At 71.2% G+C, this 15,799-nt stretch carries 13 protein-coding genes; 8 read left to right on the top strand and 5 right to left on the bottom strand.

Features of this window, described 5'->3' with window-relative positions:
- Position 1 precedes the first annotated feature (1 nt).
- The 4 genes from VGT80_RS01695 to VGT80_RS01710 all read left to right on the top strand — a co-directional run bounded on the left by VGT80_RS01695 (position 2) and on the right by VGT80_RS01710 (position 5,207).
- Complete coding sequence (locus tag VGT80_RS01695; RefSeq protein ID WP_327452312.1) at positions 2-1,420, top strand: CpaF family protein; 1,419 nt, start codon at positions 2-4, stop codon at positions 1,418-1,420.
- Positions 1,417-2,379: a type II secretion system F family protein gene (locus tag VGT80_RS01700; protein WP_327452313.1), complete on the top strand. Its 963-nt coding sequence runs from the start codon at positions 1,417-1,419 to the stop codon at positions 2,377-2,379. Before VGT80_RS01695 ends, VGT80_RS01700 begins: the two co-directional genes overlap by 4 nt.
- Positions 2,376-3,338 (top strand): type II secretion system F family protein, encoded by a 963-nt coding sequence (locus VGT80_RS01705; protein WP_327452314.1) that lies wholly within the window; start codon positions 2,376-2,378, stop codon positions 3,336-3,338. Before VGT80_RS01700 ends, VGT80_RS01705 begins: the two co-directional genes overlap by 4 nt.
- 243 nt (positions 3,339-3,581) lie before the next feature.
- Positions 3,582-5,207, top strand: a complete 1,626-nt coding sequence (locus VGT80_RS01710) for a GMC family oxidoreductase (RefSeq protein WP_327452315.1) — start codon at positions 3,582-3,584, stop codon at positions 5,205-5,207.
- On the opposite strand, the gene VGT80_RS01715 is transcribed toward VGT80_RS01710, so the two are convergent.
- From VGT80_RS01715 to VGT80_RS01735, 5 genes are read right to left on the bottom strand one after another with little or no spacing between them, the layout of a single operon-like run.
- Positions 5,204-6,682 carry an aldehyde dehydrogenase family protein gene (locus tag VGT80_RS01715; RefSeq protein ID WP_327452316.1) on the bottom strand — a complete coding sequence of 493 codons (1,479 nt, stop codon included), beginning with the start codon at positions 6,680-6,682 and terminating at the stop codon, positions 5,204-5,206. The genes VGT80_RS01710 and VGT80_RS01715 overlap by 4 nt on opposite strands.
- Positions 6,683-6,693: 11 nt before the next feature.
- Positions 6,694-8,001, bottom strand: a complete 1,308-nt coding sequence (locus VGT80_RS01720; protein WP_327452317.1) for an MFS transporter — start codon at positions 7,999-8,001, stop codon at positions 6,694-6,696.
- Complete coding sequence (locus VGT80_RS01725) at positions 8,001-9,584, bottom strand: class I adenylate-forming enzyme family protein (protein ID WP_327452319.1); 1,584 nt, start codon at positions 9,582-9,584, stop codon at positions 8,001-8,003. Before VGT80_RS01725 ends, VGT80_RS01720 begins: the two co-directional genes overlap by 1 nt.
- 4 nt (positions 9,585-9,588) lie before the next feature.
- Positions 9,589-10,665: an acyl-CoA dehydrogenase family protein gene (locus VGT80_RS01730; RefSeq protein ID WP_327452321.1), complete on the bottom strand. Its 1,077-nt coding sequence runs from the start codon at positions 10,663-10,665 to the stop codon at positions 9,589-9,591.
- On the bottom strand, positions 10,662-11,846 hold the full coding sequence (locus tag VGT80_RS01735; protein WP_327452323.1) for an acyl-CoA dehydrogenase family protein: 1,185 nt from the start codon (positions 11,844-11,846) through the stop codon (positions 10,662-10,664). Before VGT80_RS01735 ends, VGT80_RS01730 begins: the two co-directional genes overlap by 4 nt.
- Before the next feature lie 138 nt (positions 11,847-11,984).
- Here VGT80_RS01735 and VGT80_RS01740 point away from each other — a divergent pair, with 138 nt between their 5' ends.
- Genes VGT80_RS01740 through VGT80_RS01755 form a run of 4 tightly spaced genes read left to right on the top strand, consistent with a single transcriptional unit; the run spans position 11,985 to position 15,799 of the window.
- Positions 11,985-12,824: an enoyl-CoA hydratase/isomerase family protein gene (locus VGT80_RS01740; protein ID WP_327452325.1), complete on the top strand. Its 840-nt coding sequence runs from the start codon at positions 11,985-11,987 to the stop codon at positions 12,822-12,824.
- A 3-nt stretch (positions 12,825-12,827) separates the two neighbouring features.
- Positions 12,828-13,979 (top strand): acyl-CoA dehydrogenase family protein, encoded by a 1,152-nt coding sequence (locus VGT80_RS01745; protein ID WP_327452327.1) that lies wholly within the window; start codon positions 12,828-12,830, stop codon positions 13,977-13,979.
- The gene (locus tag VGT80_RS01750; protein ID WP_327452328.1) at positions 13,979-14,959 is read left to right on the top strand and encodes an acyl-CoA dehydrogenase; all 981 of its coding nucleotides are present in this window, start codon (positions 13,979-13,981) and stop codon (positions 14,957-14,959) included. Before VGT80_RS01745 ends, VGT80_RS01750 begins: the two co-directional genes overlap by 1 nt.
- A 51-nt stretch (positions 14,960-15,010) precedes the next feature.
- A complete protein-coding gene (locus VGT80_RS01755) occupies positions 15,011-15,799 on the top strand; it encodes a FadR/GntR family transcriptional regulator (protein WP_327452330.1) in 789 nt (262 codons plus the stop codon).

The following is a 15,799-nucleotide window of genomic DNA, read 5'->3' on the forward strand; positions in this document are numbered from 1 at the left end:
CGTGTTCGGCAGACGAGGCCTGGAGAAGGACCCGCGACCCGAGCGGACGGCCACGGCGCTGCGGCTGGGCGCCTCCAATCTCGCCGAGATCGCGCCCAGCGCCGCCGAGCCGCCGCAGCTGACGCTGGTCGAGCCGCGCCCGGCGCTGGCGCACACCGCCGACGACAAGCTGCGCCAGGCCGCCGCCGCCGTGCAGGCGCGTGTGCTGGAGCGGATCGATTCCGAGGTCGCCAGCCGCATGGACCGCGAGGAGCTGGCCCGCGATCTCGCCGGGCCGGTGCAGGAGATCCTCGCCGAGCTGAAGATCCAGCTCAACCAGCGCGAACAGCGCGCGCTCGCCGGCCTGTTGCTGGACGACATGCTGGGCCTGGGGCCGCTGGAGCCGCTGCTCGCCGACGACACCATCACCGACATCATGGTCAACGGCGCCAGGCAGATCTACATCGAGCAGCGCGGCAAGCTGGTGCTGACCGGCGCGTCCTTCCGCGACGACGCCCACGTGCTGGCGGTGGCCGGCCGCATCGTCAGCCAGATGGGCCGCCGCATCGACGAGTCCACCCCGCTGGTCGACGCGCGCCTGGCCGATGGCAGCCGCGTCAACATCATCATCCCGCCGCTGGCGCTGGACGGCCCGTCGATCTCCATCCGCAAGTTCGCCAAGCGCGGCATCGACCTCGACCGCATGGTCCGCCAGGGCAATGTTTCGGCCGAGATGGCGACCGTGCTGAAGATCGCGGCCCGCTCGCGGCTCAACATCCTGGTCTCCGGCGGCACCGGCTCGGGCAAGACCACCCTGCTCAACGCCCTGTCGCAGATGATCTCCGCCGACGAGCGGGTGGTGACCATCGAGGACGCCGCCGAACTGCAGCTGCAGCAGCCCCACGTGGTGCGCCTGGAGACCCGTCCGGCCAACCTCGAGGGCCGCGGCGAGATCGCCATGCGCGACCTGGTCAAGAACGCCCTGCGTATGCGCCCCGACCGCATCATCCTGGGCGAGGTGCGCGGACCCGAGGCCATGGACATGCTGCAGGCCATGAACACCGGCCACGACGGCTCGCTCGGCACCATCCACGCCAACCGCCCGCGCGAGACCCTGACCCGGCTGGAGAACATGATCGGCATGGCCGGGGTGAACCTGCCGTCCAAGGCGGTGCGCACCCAGATCGCCGCGGCGGTCCAGCTGATCGTGCAGATCAGCCGCATGCGCGACGGCCTGCGCCGGATCACCTCGATCACCGAGGTGGTCGGCATGGAAGGCGAAGTCATCACCACCCAGGAGCTGTTCGCCTTCAAGTTCGAGGGCGAGGGCCCCGATGGCCGGCTGAAGGGCCGCTTCGAATCCTCGGGGCTGAGGCCCGCCTTCTCCAGCCGCGCGGAGTACTACGGCCTGGACCGCATGCTGCTGGAGGCCATGGGATGAGCCTGAGCTGGCTGATCCTGGCGATGATGGCCGGCGCCGGCGGGCTGTTCGCGGCCGCCCTGTTCGACCCGCAGGCGGCCCGCAGCGGCCTGGTCAAGCGCGCGCGGAGCCTGTCGCAGGATCGCACCGCCGGCCCCGGCGCCGCGGCCCGCCGCGCCTTCCGCCAGCAGTCCGACGGCCGGCTGGAACGGCTGATGCGCAAGCTCCTGCCGCGGCCCGCGGCCCTGCGCATCCGGCTGGAGGCCACCGGCCACCCGATCACCTTCACCCACTATGGCCTGGCCTGCTGCGTGGTGGGTCTGGCGGGCCTGGCCGTCACCGCCATGCTGGGGGTCCCGGCCCTGCTCGGCCTGCTGGAGGCGACCGCCACCGGCCTGTGGCTGCCGCACACCGTCATCGGGCTCCTGATGAAGCGGCGGCGCAACGCCTTCCTGAAGCTGTTCCCCGACGCCATCGGGCTGATCGTCCGCGGCCTGCGCGCCGGCCTGCCGGCCAGCGAGACCATCGCCGTGGTGGGCCGCGAGATCGTCTCGCCGGTGGGAGAGGACTTCCGCCGCATCGCCGACCAGGTGCGCCTGGGCCAGCCGCTGGAGGAGGCCATGTGGCACACCGCCCGGCGCCTTGGCCTGCCGGAGTTCAATTTCCTGGTCATCAGCCTGTCGGTGCAGCGCGAGACCGGCGGCAACCTCGCCGAGACCCTGGACAACCTCGAGCAGATCCTCAGGCGGCGGCAGCAGATGCGGCTGAAGATCCGCGCCATGGCCTCGGAGGCCACGGCCAGCGCCCTGATCATCGGCGCCCTGCCGTTCATCATGGCCGTCCTGATGTACCTGGTCAGCGCCGACTACATGCGCCTGCTGTTCACCGCGCCGCTCGGCCGGCTGATGGTGGGCGCGGGCGTCGCCAGCCTGGTCGTCGGCGGGGCCATCATGCGCAAGATGGTGAGCTTCGAGATATGAGCCTCGACCTGCTCCCGATCGACGACAAGGGCCGGGCGATGATTGCCCTGGTGGCCGGGCTCGGCAATTTCCTGACCATACTGGCGGTGATCCGGGCCTTGTCGCCGAAGGACCTCGTCACCGCCCGCGCGCGCCGCCACGCCAAGCGCCGCAAGGAGCTGCGCGCCGAACGGCTGGCGCCGCGCCGGCCTGGGCGGGCGCCCTCCATCGGCTTTGCCCGGCGGTTGCTGCAGACGCTGAAGCTCGACCGCAGCGAGGAGTCCCGCAAGGTCGGCGAGCAGCTGACCCAGGCCGGCTGGCGCGCGCCCGACGCCACCACCGTGTTCCTGACGCTGCGGCTCGCGAGCCCGCTGGTGGTGGGCTTCGCGGCCTATGCGCTGGCGCCCGGCGTCCTGCACATCTCCGGCCAGATCATGCGCCTCCTGGTGACCTCCGGGGCCATGCTGCTGGGCAGCTATGCGCCGAGCCTGCTGCTGCGCAACGTGGTGCTGCGTCGCCAGCACGCCATCCTCAAGGGCCTGCCCGACGCGCTGGACCTGTTCGTGATCTGCGCCGAAGCAGGCCTCAGCCTGGACGCCGCGATGACCCGCGTCGGTCGCGAGATCGGCGAGAGCTGTCCGGAGCTGGCCGACGAACTGGGCCTGACCGCCATCGAGCTGTCGTTCCTGCCCGACCGGCGCGAGGCGCTCGCCAACCTCGCCCGCCGCGTGGCCATGCCCTCGGTGCGCGGGCTGGTGAATACCCTCGCCCAGACCGAGAAATATGGCACGCCGCTGGCCCAGGCGCTGCGGGTGCTGGCCGCCGAGTTCCGCGACACGCGGCTGATGAAGGCCGAGGAGAAGGCCGCGCGCCTGCCGGCCACCCTGACGGTGCCGATGATCAGCTTCATCCTGCCGCCGCTGTTCATCATCCTGATCGGCCCGGCGATCATCCAGGCCCTGGCGGCCAACTGGGGCTGAACCGGCGCGGTGACGGTGGAGGCAATCAGACCGCAACCGCTCTCCACTGTGCTGCTGACGAGGCCGGTTCGTATCGGTGTTGGCAAGCCGCGATAAAAGGCGAACCGCGCGGTGCTGATGCGGGCGGTGCTACGCCCACGAGCCCGTTCGAAAGTTCCGCCGGGCGGTCAGGCGCCTTGCTCGCCAACTTGGAATTAATCCTCTAAATAGGTTATCTAAATAGATCCAGGATGGAGACCGCCGGTGACCAAGCGCGGAGCGGGCGCAGAGGCTCAGTTCGACTACCTGATCGTGGGCGGCGGAAGCGCCGGCTGCGTGCTGGCGGCGCGGCTCAGCGAGGACGGCAGGAGCCGGGTGCTGTTGATCGAAGCAGGGCCCAAGGGTGGCTCGCTGCTGGTCAATGTGCCGGCGGGGGTCTTCAAGCTGATGGGCAATCCCGCCGCCGACTGGCTCTACGAGGTGGAAGCCGACGACACGCGCGGCGGGCGCAAGCAGATGTGGTCGGCCGGCCGGATGCTGGGCGGCTCCAGCGCAATCAACGGCATGGTCTATGTTCGCGGCCTGCGCGGCGACTTCGAGGACTGGGCGGCGGACGGCTGCCCCGGGTGGGGCTTTGAAGACGTGGCGCCCTATTTCCGCAAGTCCGAGCGGTTCCTGGGGCCGGCCTCGCAGGCCCGAGGGGCGCACGGGCCGCTGGCGGTCTCGCCGCTCAGGACGGTGCATCCCCTGGCGAGGGCCTTCCTGGCGGCCTGTGGCGAGGCCGGCATGCCGCCCCGCGAGGACTACTGCAATGGCGATCAGTTCGGCAGCTTCCTGATCTGGAGCACTACCGAGAACGGGCGCCGCTGCAGCGCCTACGATGCCTATCTGAAACCTGCGCTCAAGCGGCCGAACCTGGCGGTCATCACCGAGGCTGAAGTGGAAGTGGTGACCTTCGCCGGCCGTCGGGCCACGGGCGTGCGGGTGCGGCGCGGCGATCGCCTCGAGACTTACCTGGCCGCCCGCGAGGTGCTGGTCTGCGCCGGCGCCATCGGTTCGCCGGCGCTGCTGCTGCGCTCGGGCCTGGGACCGGCGCAGGAGCTCGCCGAGGTGGGCGTCAAGGCCCTGGCCGACCTGCCTGTGGGACAGAACCTGCAGGAGCACGCGACCATCGCGGTCAGCAAGCTCGTGGATCTCCCGACCTACAATAGCCCCCGGGGCCTGGTTCCCTCGGCGCTCGCGGCGGCCAATTACGCGCTGTTCCGTCGTGGTCCGCTGACCTCGCCGGCGGTGCACGCCATGGCCTACGGGATGAGCGGCGCAGCGCAGGATACCGTCCAGCCGGACATCTGCTTCAGCTTCATGCCGCTGGCGCTGGACCTGCGCGCGCGGCCGCCGAAGCTGCACGACCAGCCCGGCGTGACCATCGCCGGCCAGATCTGCCGTCCGCATGCGCGGGGCCGTATCCGGCTGAAGAGCCGCGACCCCCGCGAGCGGCCGCTCATCGAGCATCGGATGTTGCAGGACGAGCGCGATCTGGAAACCCTCACCCGCGCCGCCCGCATCTGCGAGCAGGTGTTCGCGCAGCGGCCGCTTGCCGACCACGTGCTGCGGGCCAACCAGCCCGCAGAACCCCCGGCGGACGACGCGGGCTGGCGCGACTACGTCACCGAGCGGATGGGCATGGGCTACCACCCGGTCGGCACCTGCCGGATGGGCGCCAAGGGCGTGGCCGTGGTCGACCCGCAGCTGAAGGCGCACGGCCTTGCGGGCCTTCGGGTGGTGGACGCCTCGGTGATGCCGCGGATCACCTCGGGCAACACCAATGCGCCAACCCTGATGATCGCGGAGAAGGCCGCCGACCTGATCCTGGCGGCGCGCGCCGCCTAGGCTGTTTGCTGCCGCACCCAGATCGAGCGGGTCTGCAGGAACTCCTCCAGGCCGGCGCGGCCGCCCTCGCGGCCATAGCCGCTCTGCTTCCAGCCGCCGAACGGGGCATTGGGGCTCATGCCGGCGAAACCATTGACGGAGACGTAGCCCGCCTGCATCCGGCCGGCGACGGCGAGCGCACGGTCGAGGTCTCGGGTGTGCAGATAGGCGCCCAGGCCATAGGGGCTGTCGTTGGCGATCCGCACCGCCTCTTCCGTCTCAGAGAACCGCAGGATCGACAGCACCGGGCCGAACACCTCCTCGCGGGCGAGGCTGGCCGCGGGCGAGACGTCGGCGAAGATGGTGGGTTCGATGAAATAGCCGCCGGCGAGCGGACCGCCCAGGCGTCGGCCGCCGTGGACCAACCGGCCCTGGCCCTCGACCTTGGCGCGTTCGATGACCGAGAGGATGCGGGCGCAGGCGGTGGCGCTGATCACCGGGCCCATGCGGGTCTCGGGCTCGATCGCCGGACCGATGCGGAAGCCGGCGGCGATGGCGGTGGCGCGCTCAACCACCTCGTCATAGACGGCGTCCTGCACCAGTAGCCGCGTCGGCAGGACGCAGCCCTGGCCGGAGAGCTGGACGCAGCCCATGGCCACCGCCATCGGTATCGCCGCGTCCAGATCCGCGTCCGCGAAGATCAGGTTGGCGCTCTTGCCGCCGAGCTCGAGGGCGAGCGGCTTCAGGGTTTCCGCGGAGGCGGCCACCACCTGGCGCGCGACACCGCCGCCGCCGGTAAAGCTGACCTTTCCCACCGCGGGGTGGCGGACAAGGGCCTCCCCGGCCGGGGCGTCGCCGGGGATCACGTTGAGCAGGCCGGGCGGGAGGCCCGCTTCCAGCGCCAGCTCGCCGAAGCGCAGGGCCGCGAAGGGCGTCAGCGTCGGCGGCTTCAGGACCACGGCATTGCCGGCGGCGAGCGCCGGGACGACCTTCATGGAGATGGCGATCAACGGCGCATTCCACGGAATGATGGCGCCCACGACGCCGTAAGGCTCGGGACGGGCCACGCCCCAACCGCGGGCGGCGAAGGGCTCGAAGGTGGAGCCCTCCACCTTGTCGGCCCAGCCGGCGTAGTGGCGGATCCAGGCCAGCGCCAGGTCGACGCCGCCGGAGCCGGCAATGGGCATGCCGCTCTCCAGCGCCCCGATGCGGCCGAACCCGAGCCGGTCGCCCTCGACCAGCTCCGCGAGCCGGATGAGCGCGTCGCGGCGCCGGTCGGGCGTGAGCGCCGCCCAGGCCGCCTGCGCGAGCAATGCGGACTCGACGGCGAGCTCGATCTCGCGGCCGCCGCCGACCCGCACCTCGGCCTGCGCCTCGCCGGTGGAGGGGTCGATGTGCGGCTGGACGCCGCCGGAGGTCGCAGCCAGCCACTCGCCGCCGATCAGCGGCGCGTTTCGGCGGAAGACGTCGTCCAGCGCAGGGGCGGCGAGGCTCATGGGGCGGTCCTTCAGGCGGGGGCGAGCGCAGGCCGGGCGATCCGGGCGGCGCGGTAGCGGCGGGGCAGCAGGAGGGCGAGCGCCAGCGCCGCTACGGCCGCGCCCAGCGCCACGAGACCCACGGAGGTCTGCAGCCGCATCTCGTCGTGCAGCACCCGGTCGGTGACCAGGGCCACCAGGGTGGGCGCGCCGCCCAGGCCCACCAGGTTGCCGATCAGGAGGTAAAGGGCCACGGCCTTGCCGCGTAGCCGGTTGGGCGCCAGCTCCTGCAGAGCCGCGAAGCTGGTTGTGGCGATCAGGTTGGTGAAGAAGAGCGCCAGGCCCAGCCATGCGACTGTCGACCACAGGCTGTGGGCGGCCAGGAAGCCCGCAAGAGCTGCGATCACCGCCGGCAGCAGCAGGGCCGGGATCAGCATCCGCCCGTCGCCGGGCCGCCGGCGGGCGAGCGCGTCGGACAGGACGCCGCCCGCCACACCCGCGAGCGGAGAGCTGGCCAAGAGCAGGCCCGCGAAGATCAGGCCCGCCTTGCCGGGGCTCGCGCCATAGATGCGCATCAGGATGGTCGGGCCCCAGGCGGAGGTCCCATAGCCCACCACGAAGACCAGGCTGTAGGTGGCGTAGAACAGCAGGAAGGTGAGCGGGGCGGCGGCCAGCACCTGGCGGAGGCCCGCGCCCCGTTCGCGCGGCGGCTCCAGGCGCGCAGGCTCGCGCAGCCGGGCGGCCATCAGGGCGACCACGAGGCCGGGCGCGCCGATGGTGAGGAACACCATCTGCCAGGGGGCAAGCCCGCCCGGCGCGCGGCCGGCGAGCAGCCCGTGAGGCGCGAACAGGCTGAGGACCGCGCCGCCCACCAGCAGCGACAGCGCGCTGCCGATCGGGGTGCCGGCCTGCATCACGCCCATGGCGCGGCCGCGGCGATCGGGGGCGAAGGCGTCGGCCGCCAGCGACACGGCGGCGGGCGCCAGGCAAGCCTCCCCGATGCCGACGCCCAGCCTGGCGATGAACAGCGGCCAGAAGTCGTGCGCCAGGCCACATGCGATCGTCGCCAGGCTCCAGCCGGCGATGCCAAGCGCGAGCACCGTGCGGCGGCTCGCCCTGTCGACCAGTTCGCCGAGCGGCAGGCCGACCACGGCATAGAAGCCGGCGAAGGCCAGGCCCTGCAGCAGGCTCACCTGCACGTCGCTGAGATGCAGGTCGGCCTTCAGGGCCGGGGTCAGGAGGCCCACCACCTGCCGGTCGAGATAGGCGAACATGTAGGCGAGGAAGAGGATTGCGAGCAGCCACCGGCCCTGGCCGCCGTGGGCGGGCGCCCGGCTCATCAGACGAGTTCCTTCAGCCGCGCCTTCACCACCTTGTTCATGGCGTTGCGGGGCATCTGGCCGACAAAGGTCCAGAGCTCTGGAATCTTGTAGCGGGCGAGTTGGGCGGCGCAGAGCGCGCGCAGCTCCGCCTCCAGGGCATCGTCAGCCGCGATGCCGGGCGCCAGCTCGACGAAGACCGCGACGACCTCGCCCAAGCGCCGGTCGGGCTTGCCGACCACGGCGGCGTCGCGCACCCGCGGATCGGCCGCCAGCACGCGTTCCACCTCGGCCGGATAGATGTTGGCGCCGCCGCGGATGATCAGGTCCTTCAGCCGGTCACGGATAAAGAGATCCCCAGCGGCGTTGAAGGCGCCAAGATCGCCAGTGTGCAGCCAGCCGCTGCGCAGGGCCGCCGCCGTCTCGTCGGGTCGCCCCCAGTAGCCCAGCATCGGGGTGTAGACCCCGGCCCAAGGGCCGCTGTCGGCGGCGCGAACGCAGATCTCGCCGGTGTCGCCTGTCGCAACCTCCTGGTCGTCGGGGTCCAGGATGCCGATCTTCAGGTGCGCGAAGCCGCGGCCGCAGGAGCCGGCCACGAAGGGTCGGTCCATGGTGGTGCCCGCCACCGCCGTGGGCGCCTCGGTCAGGCCATAGCCGCCCAGCAGAGGCCGGCCGAAGCGGGCCTGGTGCAGCTCGCGCAGCTCGTCCGGCACATTGGCCCCGCCGCTCGCCGCAAACTTCAGGCTGGCGAGATCGCCGGCCACGATCTCAGGACGCGTCAGGAGGTCGAACACGGTGGCCGGAGCGGCGGTGAAGCACTCGATGCGCTCGGCCTTCACCCACTCGGCTATGCCCACCGCGTCGGCGCGATCCATGCAGACGCTGGCGCCGCCGCCGGAGAGCGGGGCGACCGCCTCCAGGATCATCAGGTTGAGGATGGTGAGCGGCAGGGTCACGCCGCGCCGAAGGTCCCTGGTCAGGTGCGCGCCGCGCAGCCCCGCATGGGTGGTGGCCGCCACCAGGACCATGTTGTGCTGGCTATGCACCGCGCCCTTCGGAAAGCCGGTGGTGCCGCTGGTGTAGGCGATGGCGGCGGGCGCATGCGGGTCGATCTCAGTCTTGGCGCGGCGGGCGCCGGCGTGATCGGCGAGGAGTCGAAGCCATTCGTTCGGCGTCTCGCCGGGCTCCAGGTCGACGATGCGGCGAAGATCCGGCAACTCGGCCCTGAGCGGCTCGACCTGGGCGCGGGTCGCGGCGTCGGCGAGCAGCAGGCAGGCGCCGGAGTCCTTCAGCTGGAAGGCCTTCTCCGGTGCGGCGAAAGGCCGGTTGATCCCGACCCACACGGCGCCGAGCCGCTGCACGGCGAAGAAGGCGATGACGATGTCGGGATGGTTGGCCGCGCAGGCGGCCACCCGGTCACCTGCCTTGACGCCCAGCTGGGCGAGGGCCGCTGCGCCGGCGTCGATGGCCACGTCCAGCTCTGCGTAGGTGTACCGGGCGAAGCGACCGACCAGCGCCTCGGCGTCGGGTGCGCTCGCCACGCTGCGATCGAGGGCCGAGGCCACGTCGCGCCAGCCGCCGGGAATGGTGGGCCGCAGGGCCATCGGCTCACCAACCCGCCAGCTGGGCGGCGCGTTCGCGGTGGCGCGACGGCGCGCCCAGGTAGGCGAAGTCGAACATGGCGCGCTTGAACCAGATCTGGGCGTCGTATTCCCAGGTGTAGCCGATGCCGCCGTGCGCTTCGACGGCTGTGCGTGCGGCCTGCATGAAGACATCTCCCAGGTGCGCCTTGGCCAGCGCCGCCATCCGCGAGCGGTCGGGCGCGCCGCGATCGTGGGCATAGGCAGCGTACCACCAGAGGCCGCGGGCCGGTTCGATGTCCACGGCCAGGTTGGCGAGCTGATGCTTCAGCCCCTGGAAGCGACCGATCGGGCCGCCGAACTGCTCGCGCGTCTTGGCGTACCCGACCGCCATGTCCAGCAGACGCTGGGCGCCGCCGAAGGCGTCTGCGGCGAGCAACACCAGGGCGGCGTCGACCACCTGGTCGGCCTGATCCGCATCGGCTGGCATCGGCTCGGCCGGGGTGGCGAAATAGCTCACATGGCTCAACCGCCGGGTCCGGTCGGCGACGTCTCGCGGCTCGAATGTCTGGTCGGCGGCCGCCTTCTCCACCAGGGCAAAGCCACCGGCGACGCCCACCACGGTGACGTCAGCGAGCTCGGGATAGAGCACGTCGCGCTTCTCGGTCGTCAGCGCGCCCTTGCGCAACTTCGCAGCCCAGCGATCCGGACGCACCCGCTCGCCGGCCTCCGCCAGGGCGACGGTCCCTAGCGCTTCGCCCGCAGCGAGCCGGGGCAGCCAGAGCGCCTTCTGAGCCTCGCTGCCGCAGAGCGAGATCGCCTGGATCGCCAGCACGTGGCCGAGGAAGGGTCCTGGCGCCCCGGCGTAGCCCAAGGCCTCCGCGGCGAGCGCCAGCTCCAGCACGCCCGCGCCTAGGCCGCCCGCGGCTTCCGGCGCGGCGATGCCGCCGGCGCCCAGCGCCATCAGGTCGCGCCAGAACTCAGCATCAAAGCCGCTGTCGCCCTCGAAGGCGCTGCGCCTGGCGCCCGCGTCGGCGCGCTCGCAGGCGTAGTCGCGCACGGCGGCCTGCAGAGCCATCTGGTCGTCGGACAGCAGGAACCTCACGCCCGGTCTCCCGCGTCGCGCGGCAGGCCCAGCCCACGCTCGGCGATCACGTTGCGCTGGATGTTGGACGCGCCGCCGGCGATGGCCACGCCGAGCGAGCCCATGATCTGGTTCACCCACTTCTCAGGCCCGCGGTTTTCGGCGCGGCTCACGGGCGGCATGGAAAGCCCGGCGTCTGCGATCAGATCCTGGGCGAGATTGGCGATGCGGTGGCCGATCAGGGTTCCGTTGAGTTTGTTGAGCAATCCGATCAGCCCTGGGGCGGCACCGGCCAGTTCCATCGAGGCCTGACGGTAAGACGAATAGCGCTGGGCCAGGACATAGGCTTCGATGCGGGCGAGCTCCTGGCGGACGTCGTCGCGCTGCAGCGCGGGATCGCCGTCGCGCTCGGCAGCGCGGGCGAGCTCGACCAGGCGGCCGAACATAGCTTCGGTCCGGGTCGCCCCGCCCACCGTGTCGCGTTCGTGCTTCAAGGTGGTGCGCGAGACATCCCAGCCCTCCCCGCGCCCGCCCACGATCCAATCCTTCGGCGTGCGGACGCCGTCCAGGAACACCTCGTTGAACTCGCGCTCGCCGGTCATCTGCTTCAGCGGGCGCACGGTGATCCCCGGCTGCTTCATGTCGATCAGCAGGTACGAGAGGCCGCTGTGCTTGGGCGCCTCCGGCTCGGTGCGGACGAGCGCGAACATGAAGTCGGCGCGGTGGGCCATGGTGGTCCACAGCTTCTGGCCGGTGACGACCCACTCATCGCCCTCCAGCACGCCGCGGGTCTTCAGCGAGGCGAGGTCGGAGCCAGCGCCCGGTTCCGAGTACCCCTGGCACCAGACGATCTCTCCGCGCAGGGTCGGGCCAATGAAACGCTCCTTCTGCCACTCGGCGCCGCGGCCGAGCAGGGTGGGGGCGAGCATGGAGACGCCGGGGCCTTCCAGTTCCTTCGGCGCGGAGACCCGGCCGAACGCCTCGCGGATGATGCGGGCGCGCATCGGGTCGGCCGGCTGCTCGGAACCTCCGTAGCGCTTGGGGAAGCCCCGATAGAGGTAGCCGCGCGCGATGGCCGCCTGGCGGAACTGGGCGACGGCGCTCGGCAGGTCCTGGATATGCTTCGGCGGCCAGGCGAGGCGCAGGAAGGCCGCGACCTCGGTCCGGAAGGCCTCGTATTCCGAGCCCAGCTCCAGATCCATCGCCCAGGTCCTCCGCCTTCGCGCCCCTTGCCCGCGGGCCGGAGCTGGCGGACGGTGACTTCGCACCGGGGCTATGCGAGCCAACATAGATAGATTAGTTATAGATGTTAAGCGCTAAAATGCGCGAGGGAGGCTGGCATGCCGCACGAGGCGTTCGACGCGGGAAAGCTGAGTGACGTGGCCTACGCGTGCGAGGACGGGGTGGCCGTAATCACCCTCAACCGTCCGCATGAAGGCAATGCGATCACGCGGACCATGCACGACGACCTGGAGCTGATCTGGGACGAGGTGAAGGCCAACCCCGCCGTGCGCGTGGCGATCGTCACCGGCGCGGGCGAGCGGCACTTCTGCACCGGAGCCTCCGTCTCTGGCTTGTCGACCGACAAGGCGGGCGGCGCGCTGCGGAACCGGCCGCTGGAGGAAGCGGTGCGGCTCACACCCTACCAAAACAAGGTGTGGAAGCCGGTGATCTGCGCGGTGAACGGCCTGGTCGCCGGCGGCGGCCTTCACTTCGTGGTCGACAGCGACATCGTGGTGGCGTCCGAAACCGCGGCATTCATGGACACCCACGCGAGCGTCGGTCAGGTCGGCGCGCTGGAGAATATTGGCTTGGCGCGGCGGATGACCATGGGCGCGGCGCTGCTCATGACCTTGGTCGGCCGCGACTACCGGATGCCCGCCGCCCGCGCGCACCAACTTGGGCTGGTCGACCTGCTGGAGCCGACCGCGAAAGACGCGATGGCCAGGTCGCTGGAGCTCGCCCATTCCATCAAGAAGAACTCGCCCCAAGCGCTGGCGCTCTCGAAGCAGGCGATCTGGGGCGCCATGGAGCAGGGCTACAGCCATGCGCTGGAGGCCGGCTGGAGCCTGATCCGCCTGCATTGGGCCCATCCGGATTTCGCCGAGGGCCCAGCGGCGTTCGGCGCCAAGCGTGCGCCGGTCTGGGATCCAGATCCCAGCGCCCGGCGGAAGACCTGAAGCATGGACCTGACCTGGAGCGCGGACGATCTGGCGTTCCGCGGCGCCCTGCGCGCCTGGCTGGCCGAGCACGTCCCCCACGCCGGTCGGCCGCACGATCCGACCGCCGGAGCGGCCTTCGATCGCGCCTGGCAGAGGGCCCTGTTCGATGCCGGCTGGGCGGGGATCAACTGGCCCGTCGAATACGGCGGGCGGGGGCTCAGCATCCTGCAGCAGATCATCTGGTACGAGGAGTACGCTCGGGCCGGCGGCCCACCAATGGGCTTCCGCTTTGTCGCCCTGAACCACGCGGGACCCACCCTGATCGCGCTCGGGACCGAGGCGCACAAGACCGCGCACCTGCAGGCGATCCTGACCGGCGAGGCGCTGTGGTGCCAGGGCTTCTCGGAGCCGAACGCCGGCTCCGACCTCGCCTCGCTCCGCACCCGCGGCGTGGTCGACGGCGACGAGCTGGTGGTCACCGGCCAGAAGACCTGGACGACGGGCGCCGACCACGCCGACTACCAGGAGCTGCTGATCCGCACCGACCCGGACTCGGCCCGCCACAAGGGCTTGACCTGGGTGATCTGTCCGATGGCGGCGAAGGGCATCGAGATCCACCCGATCCGCAAGATGAACGGGCGGGCGGAGTTCTGCTCGGTCTTCTATGACGAGGTGCGCATTCCCCTATCGAACGTGGTGGGCGAGGTGAACGGCGGCTGGTCGACAGCCATGGCGACGCTCGGCTTCGAACGCGGCACGTCGTTCGTGGGCGAGATGACCGAGATCACGCTCAGGCTGGAGGAGGCCGTGACGGCGGCCAAGGCGAGCGGCGCCTGGGCCGACGACGAGACGCGCCGAAAGCTCGCCGACCGGCGGGCGGAGGTCGCGGCGCTCAGGGCCCTCAACTACGCCAACCTTTCCCGCTACGCCCGGGGTGACGCGCCCGGCGCGGAGGGTTCGATCACCAAGCTGCTCACGAACGAGGTGGCCCGATCGGTGCAGGAACTGGCCCTGGAGATCGCCGGCGCCGAGGGGCTCTGCGGCGACCTGACAGCGAACCCGTGGGCGGAGATGCTGCTGGGCGGGATCGTGCTCTCGATCGGCGGCGGCACGGCGGAAATTCAGCGCGAGATCATCGCCGACCGCGTCCTCGAACTGCCGAGGAGCCGCTGATGGACCTCACGCTGCAGGCCGATGAAATCCAGCTCGCCGACATGGCCGGCGACGTCCTGAGCCGCGAGACGCCCTTGGAACGGTGGTTTGCGGGCGGCCTCGACGCGGCGGCGGAAGAAGATCGGCTCGGGGCGCTCGCAGCCGAGCTCGGCTGGATCGGCTTCGGGGCGCCCGAGGCAATCGGTGGCAGCGCGGCCGCGGCGCCCGAAGAGGTGGTGCTGTTCCGCGAGGTCGGTCGCTTCCTGGGGCCGGTCTCGCTGGTCGCCGGCGCCGTCGCCGCGCGGCTTGTGGCGGAGACCGCGCCGCCGCTAGCCGCCGCGATCGTGGCTGGCGAGCAGGCGGTTGCGCTGGCGATACCGCGTGCCGACGGGCGGGCCTGGCGGCTCGGCGCTGCCCGGGGCAGCCTCTGCCTCCTGGGCGACGGCGAGGGCCTTTCGCTCTTCGAGCACACGGCCGGCGCCGCCGAACCCTTCCTCGATCCCACCGTCTCGGCCCAGTTGGTCCCCGCCGCGGGAAAGGTGTTGGCGGCCAGCGCCGATCCGGCTGCGATTGGCCGCTACCGGCTGCTCGTTGCGGCCCAGGCGCTGGGGATCGCCGAGGCGGCGCTGGCGGCCAGTGTCGCCTACGCCAAGCTGCGCGAGCAGTTCGGGCGCCCCATCGGCAGCTTCCAGGCCATCCGCCACCGTTGCGTCGACATGGCGGTGCGCTGCGAACGGGCCCGGGCCCAGCTGTTCTTCGCCGCCGTCTCGCTGCGCGACACCGCTCCCGATGCAACGTTCCAGGCGTTGGCCGCCGCCAGGGCATGCGAGGACGCCGCCAGTCGCGGCGCGCGCGACAACATCTTCATCCACGGCGCGACCGGCGTGACCGCCGAGAACACCGCCCATCTGTTCCTCAAGCGGTCCCTCCTCTGGCGCGAGGTGTTGCGTCCGGCGGTCCTGCTGGAGGAAATCGCAGCCGGGACTGGACCCGCGCCTTAGGTGCGGTGAAATTGTCGACGAGAAATTCCGCTTAACAGGTTAGATGTTCACATGGCCGAGGACACCCACCGAACCTACTCTGCGAACCTGACGACTCAGGTGCGGGTCCCGAAGACCGCCGAGCTGGTGGCCGGGCGAATCCGCCGCGCGATCGTTACCGGGGAGCTGCGAACCGGCGATAGCCTGCCGTCGGAGGCGCACCTGATCTCCGACTTCCAGGTCTCACGCCCGACGATCCGCGAAGCCATCCGGATTCTGGAATCCGAAGGCCTGATCAGCGTCTCGCGCGGCGCCCGCGGCGGGGCCCGCGTGAGCCAGCCCGACTCCGACATCGTCGCCCGCGCGGCGGGCCTGGCGCTACAAACTCGCGGCGCCACCATCCGCGACGTCTACGAGGCGCGCATGCTGATCGAGCCACCGGCCGCCAGGCTCGCGGCCGAGCGGCGGCCAAAGGAAGCCGCGGCCGTGCTCCGGCCGCACGTTGAGGCCGAGTTCGGCTTGACCGGCGACGTGGTGGCGGTGACCCAGGCGATCGCCGACTTCCACCGCATCCTGATGGAGCAGTGCGGCAACGAAACCTTGGCGATCCTGGCGCTGGCCATGAAGGGCGTGTTCGAAAAGTCCCTGCTGACGTCCCAGGCGCATCGGCCGCCGGTCAGTTTGCCCGAGCGGCAGAAGCAGCTGCGCTTCGGCCTCGCCTCCCACCGCAAGCTCGTCGAGCTCATCGAGGCCGGCGACGGGCCGGGCGCCGAGGCCCACTGGGCCGCCCACATGGAGAACGCCGGCAAGGTCTGGCTGCAGCAGGTGGGCTCCACCAGCGTGATCGAGATCCTCGACTAG

The sequence above is a fragment of the Phenylobacterium sp. genome (assembly GCF_035944335.1).
Classification (GTDB): Bacteria; Pseudomonadota; Alphaproteobacteria; order Caulobacterales; family Caulobacteraceae; genus Phenylobacterium.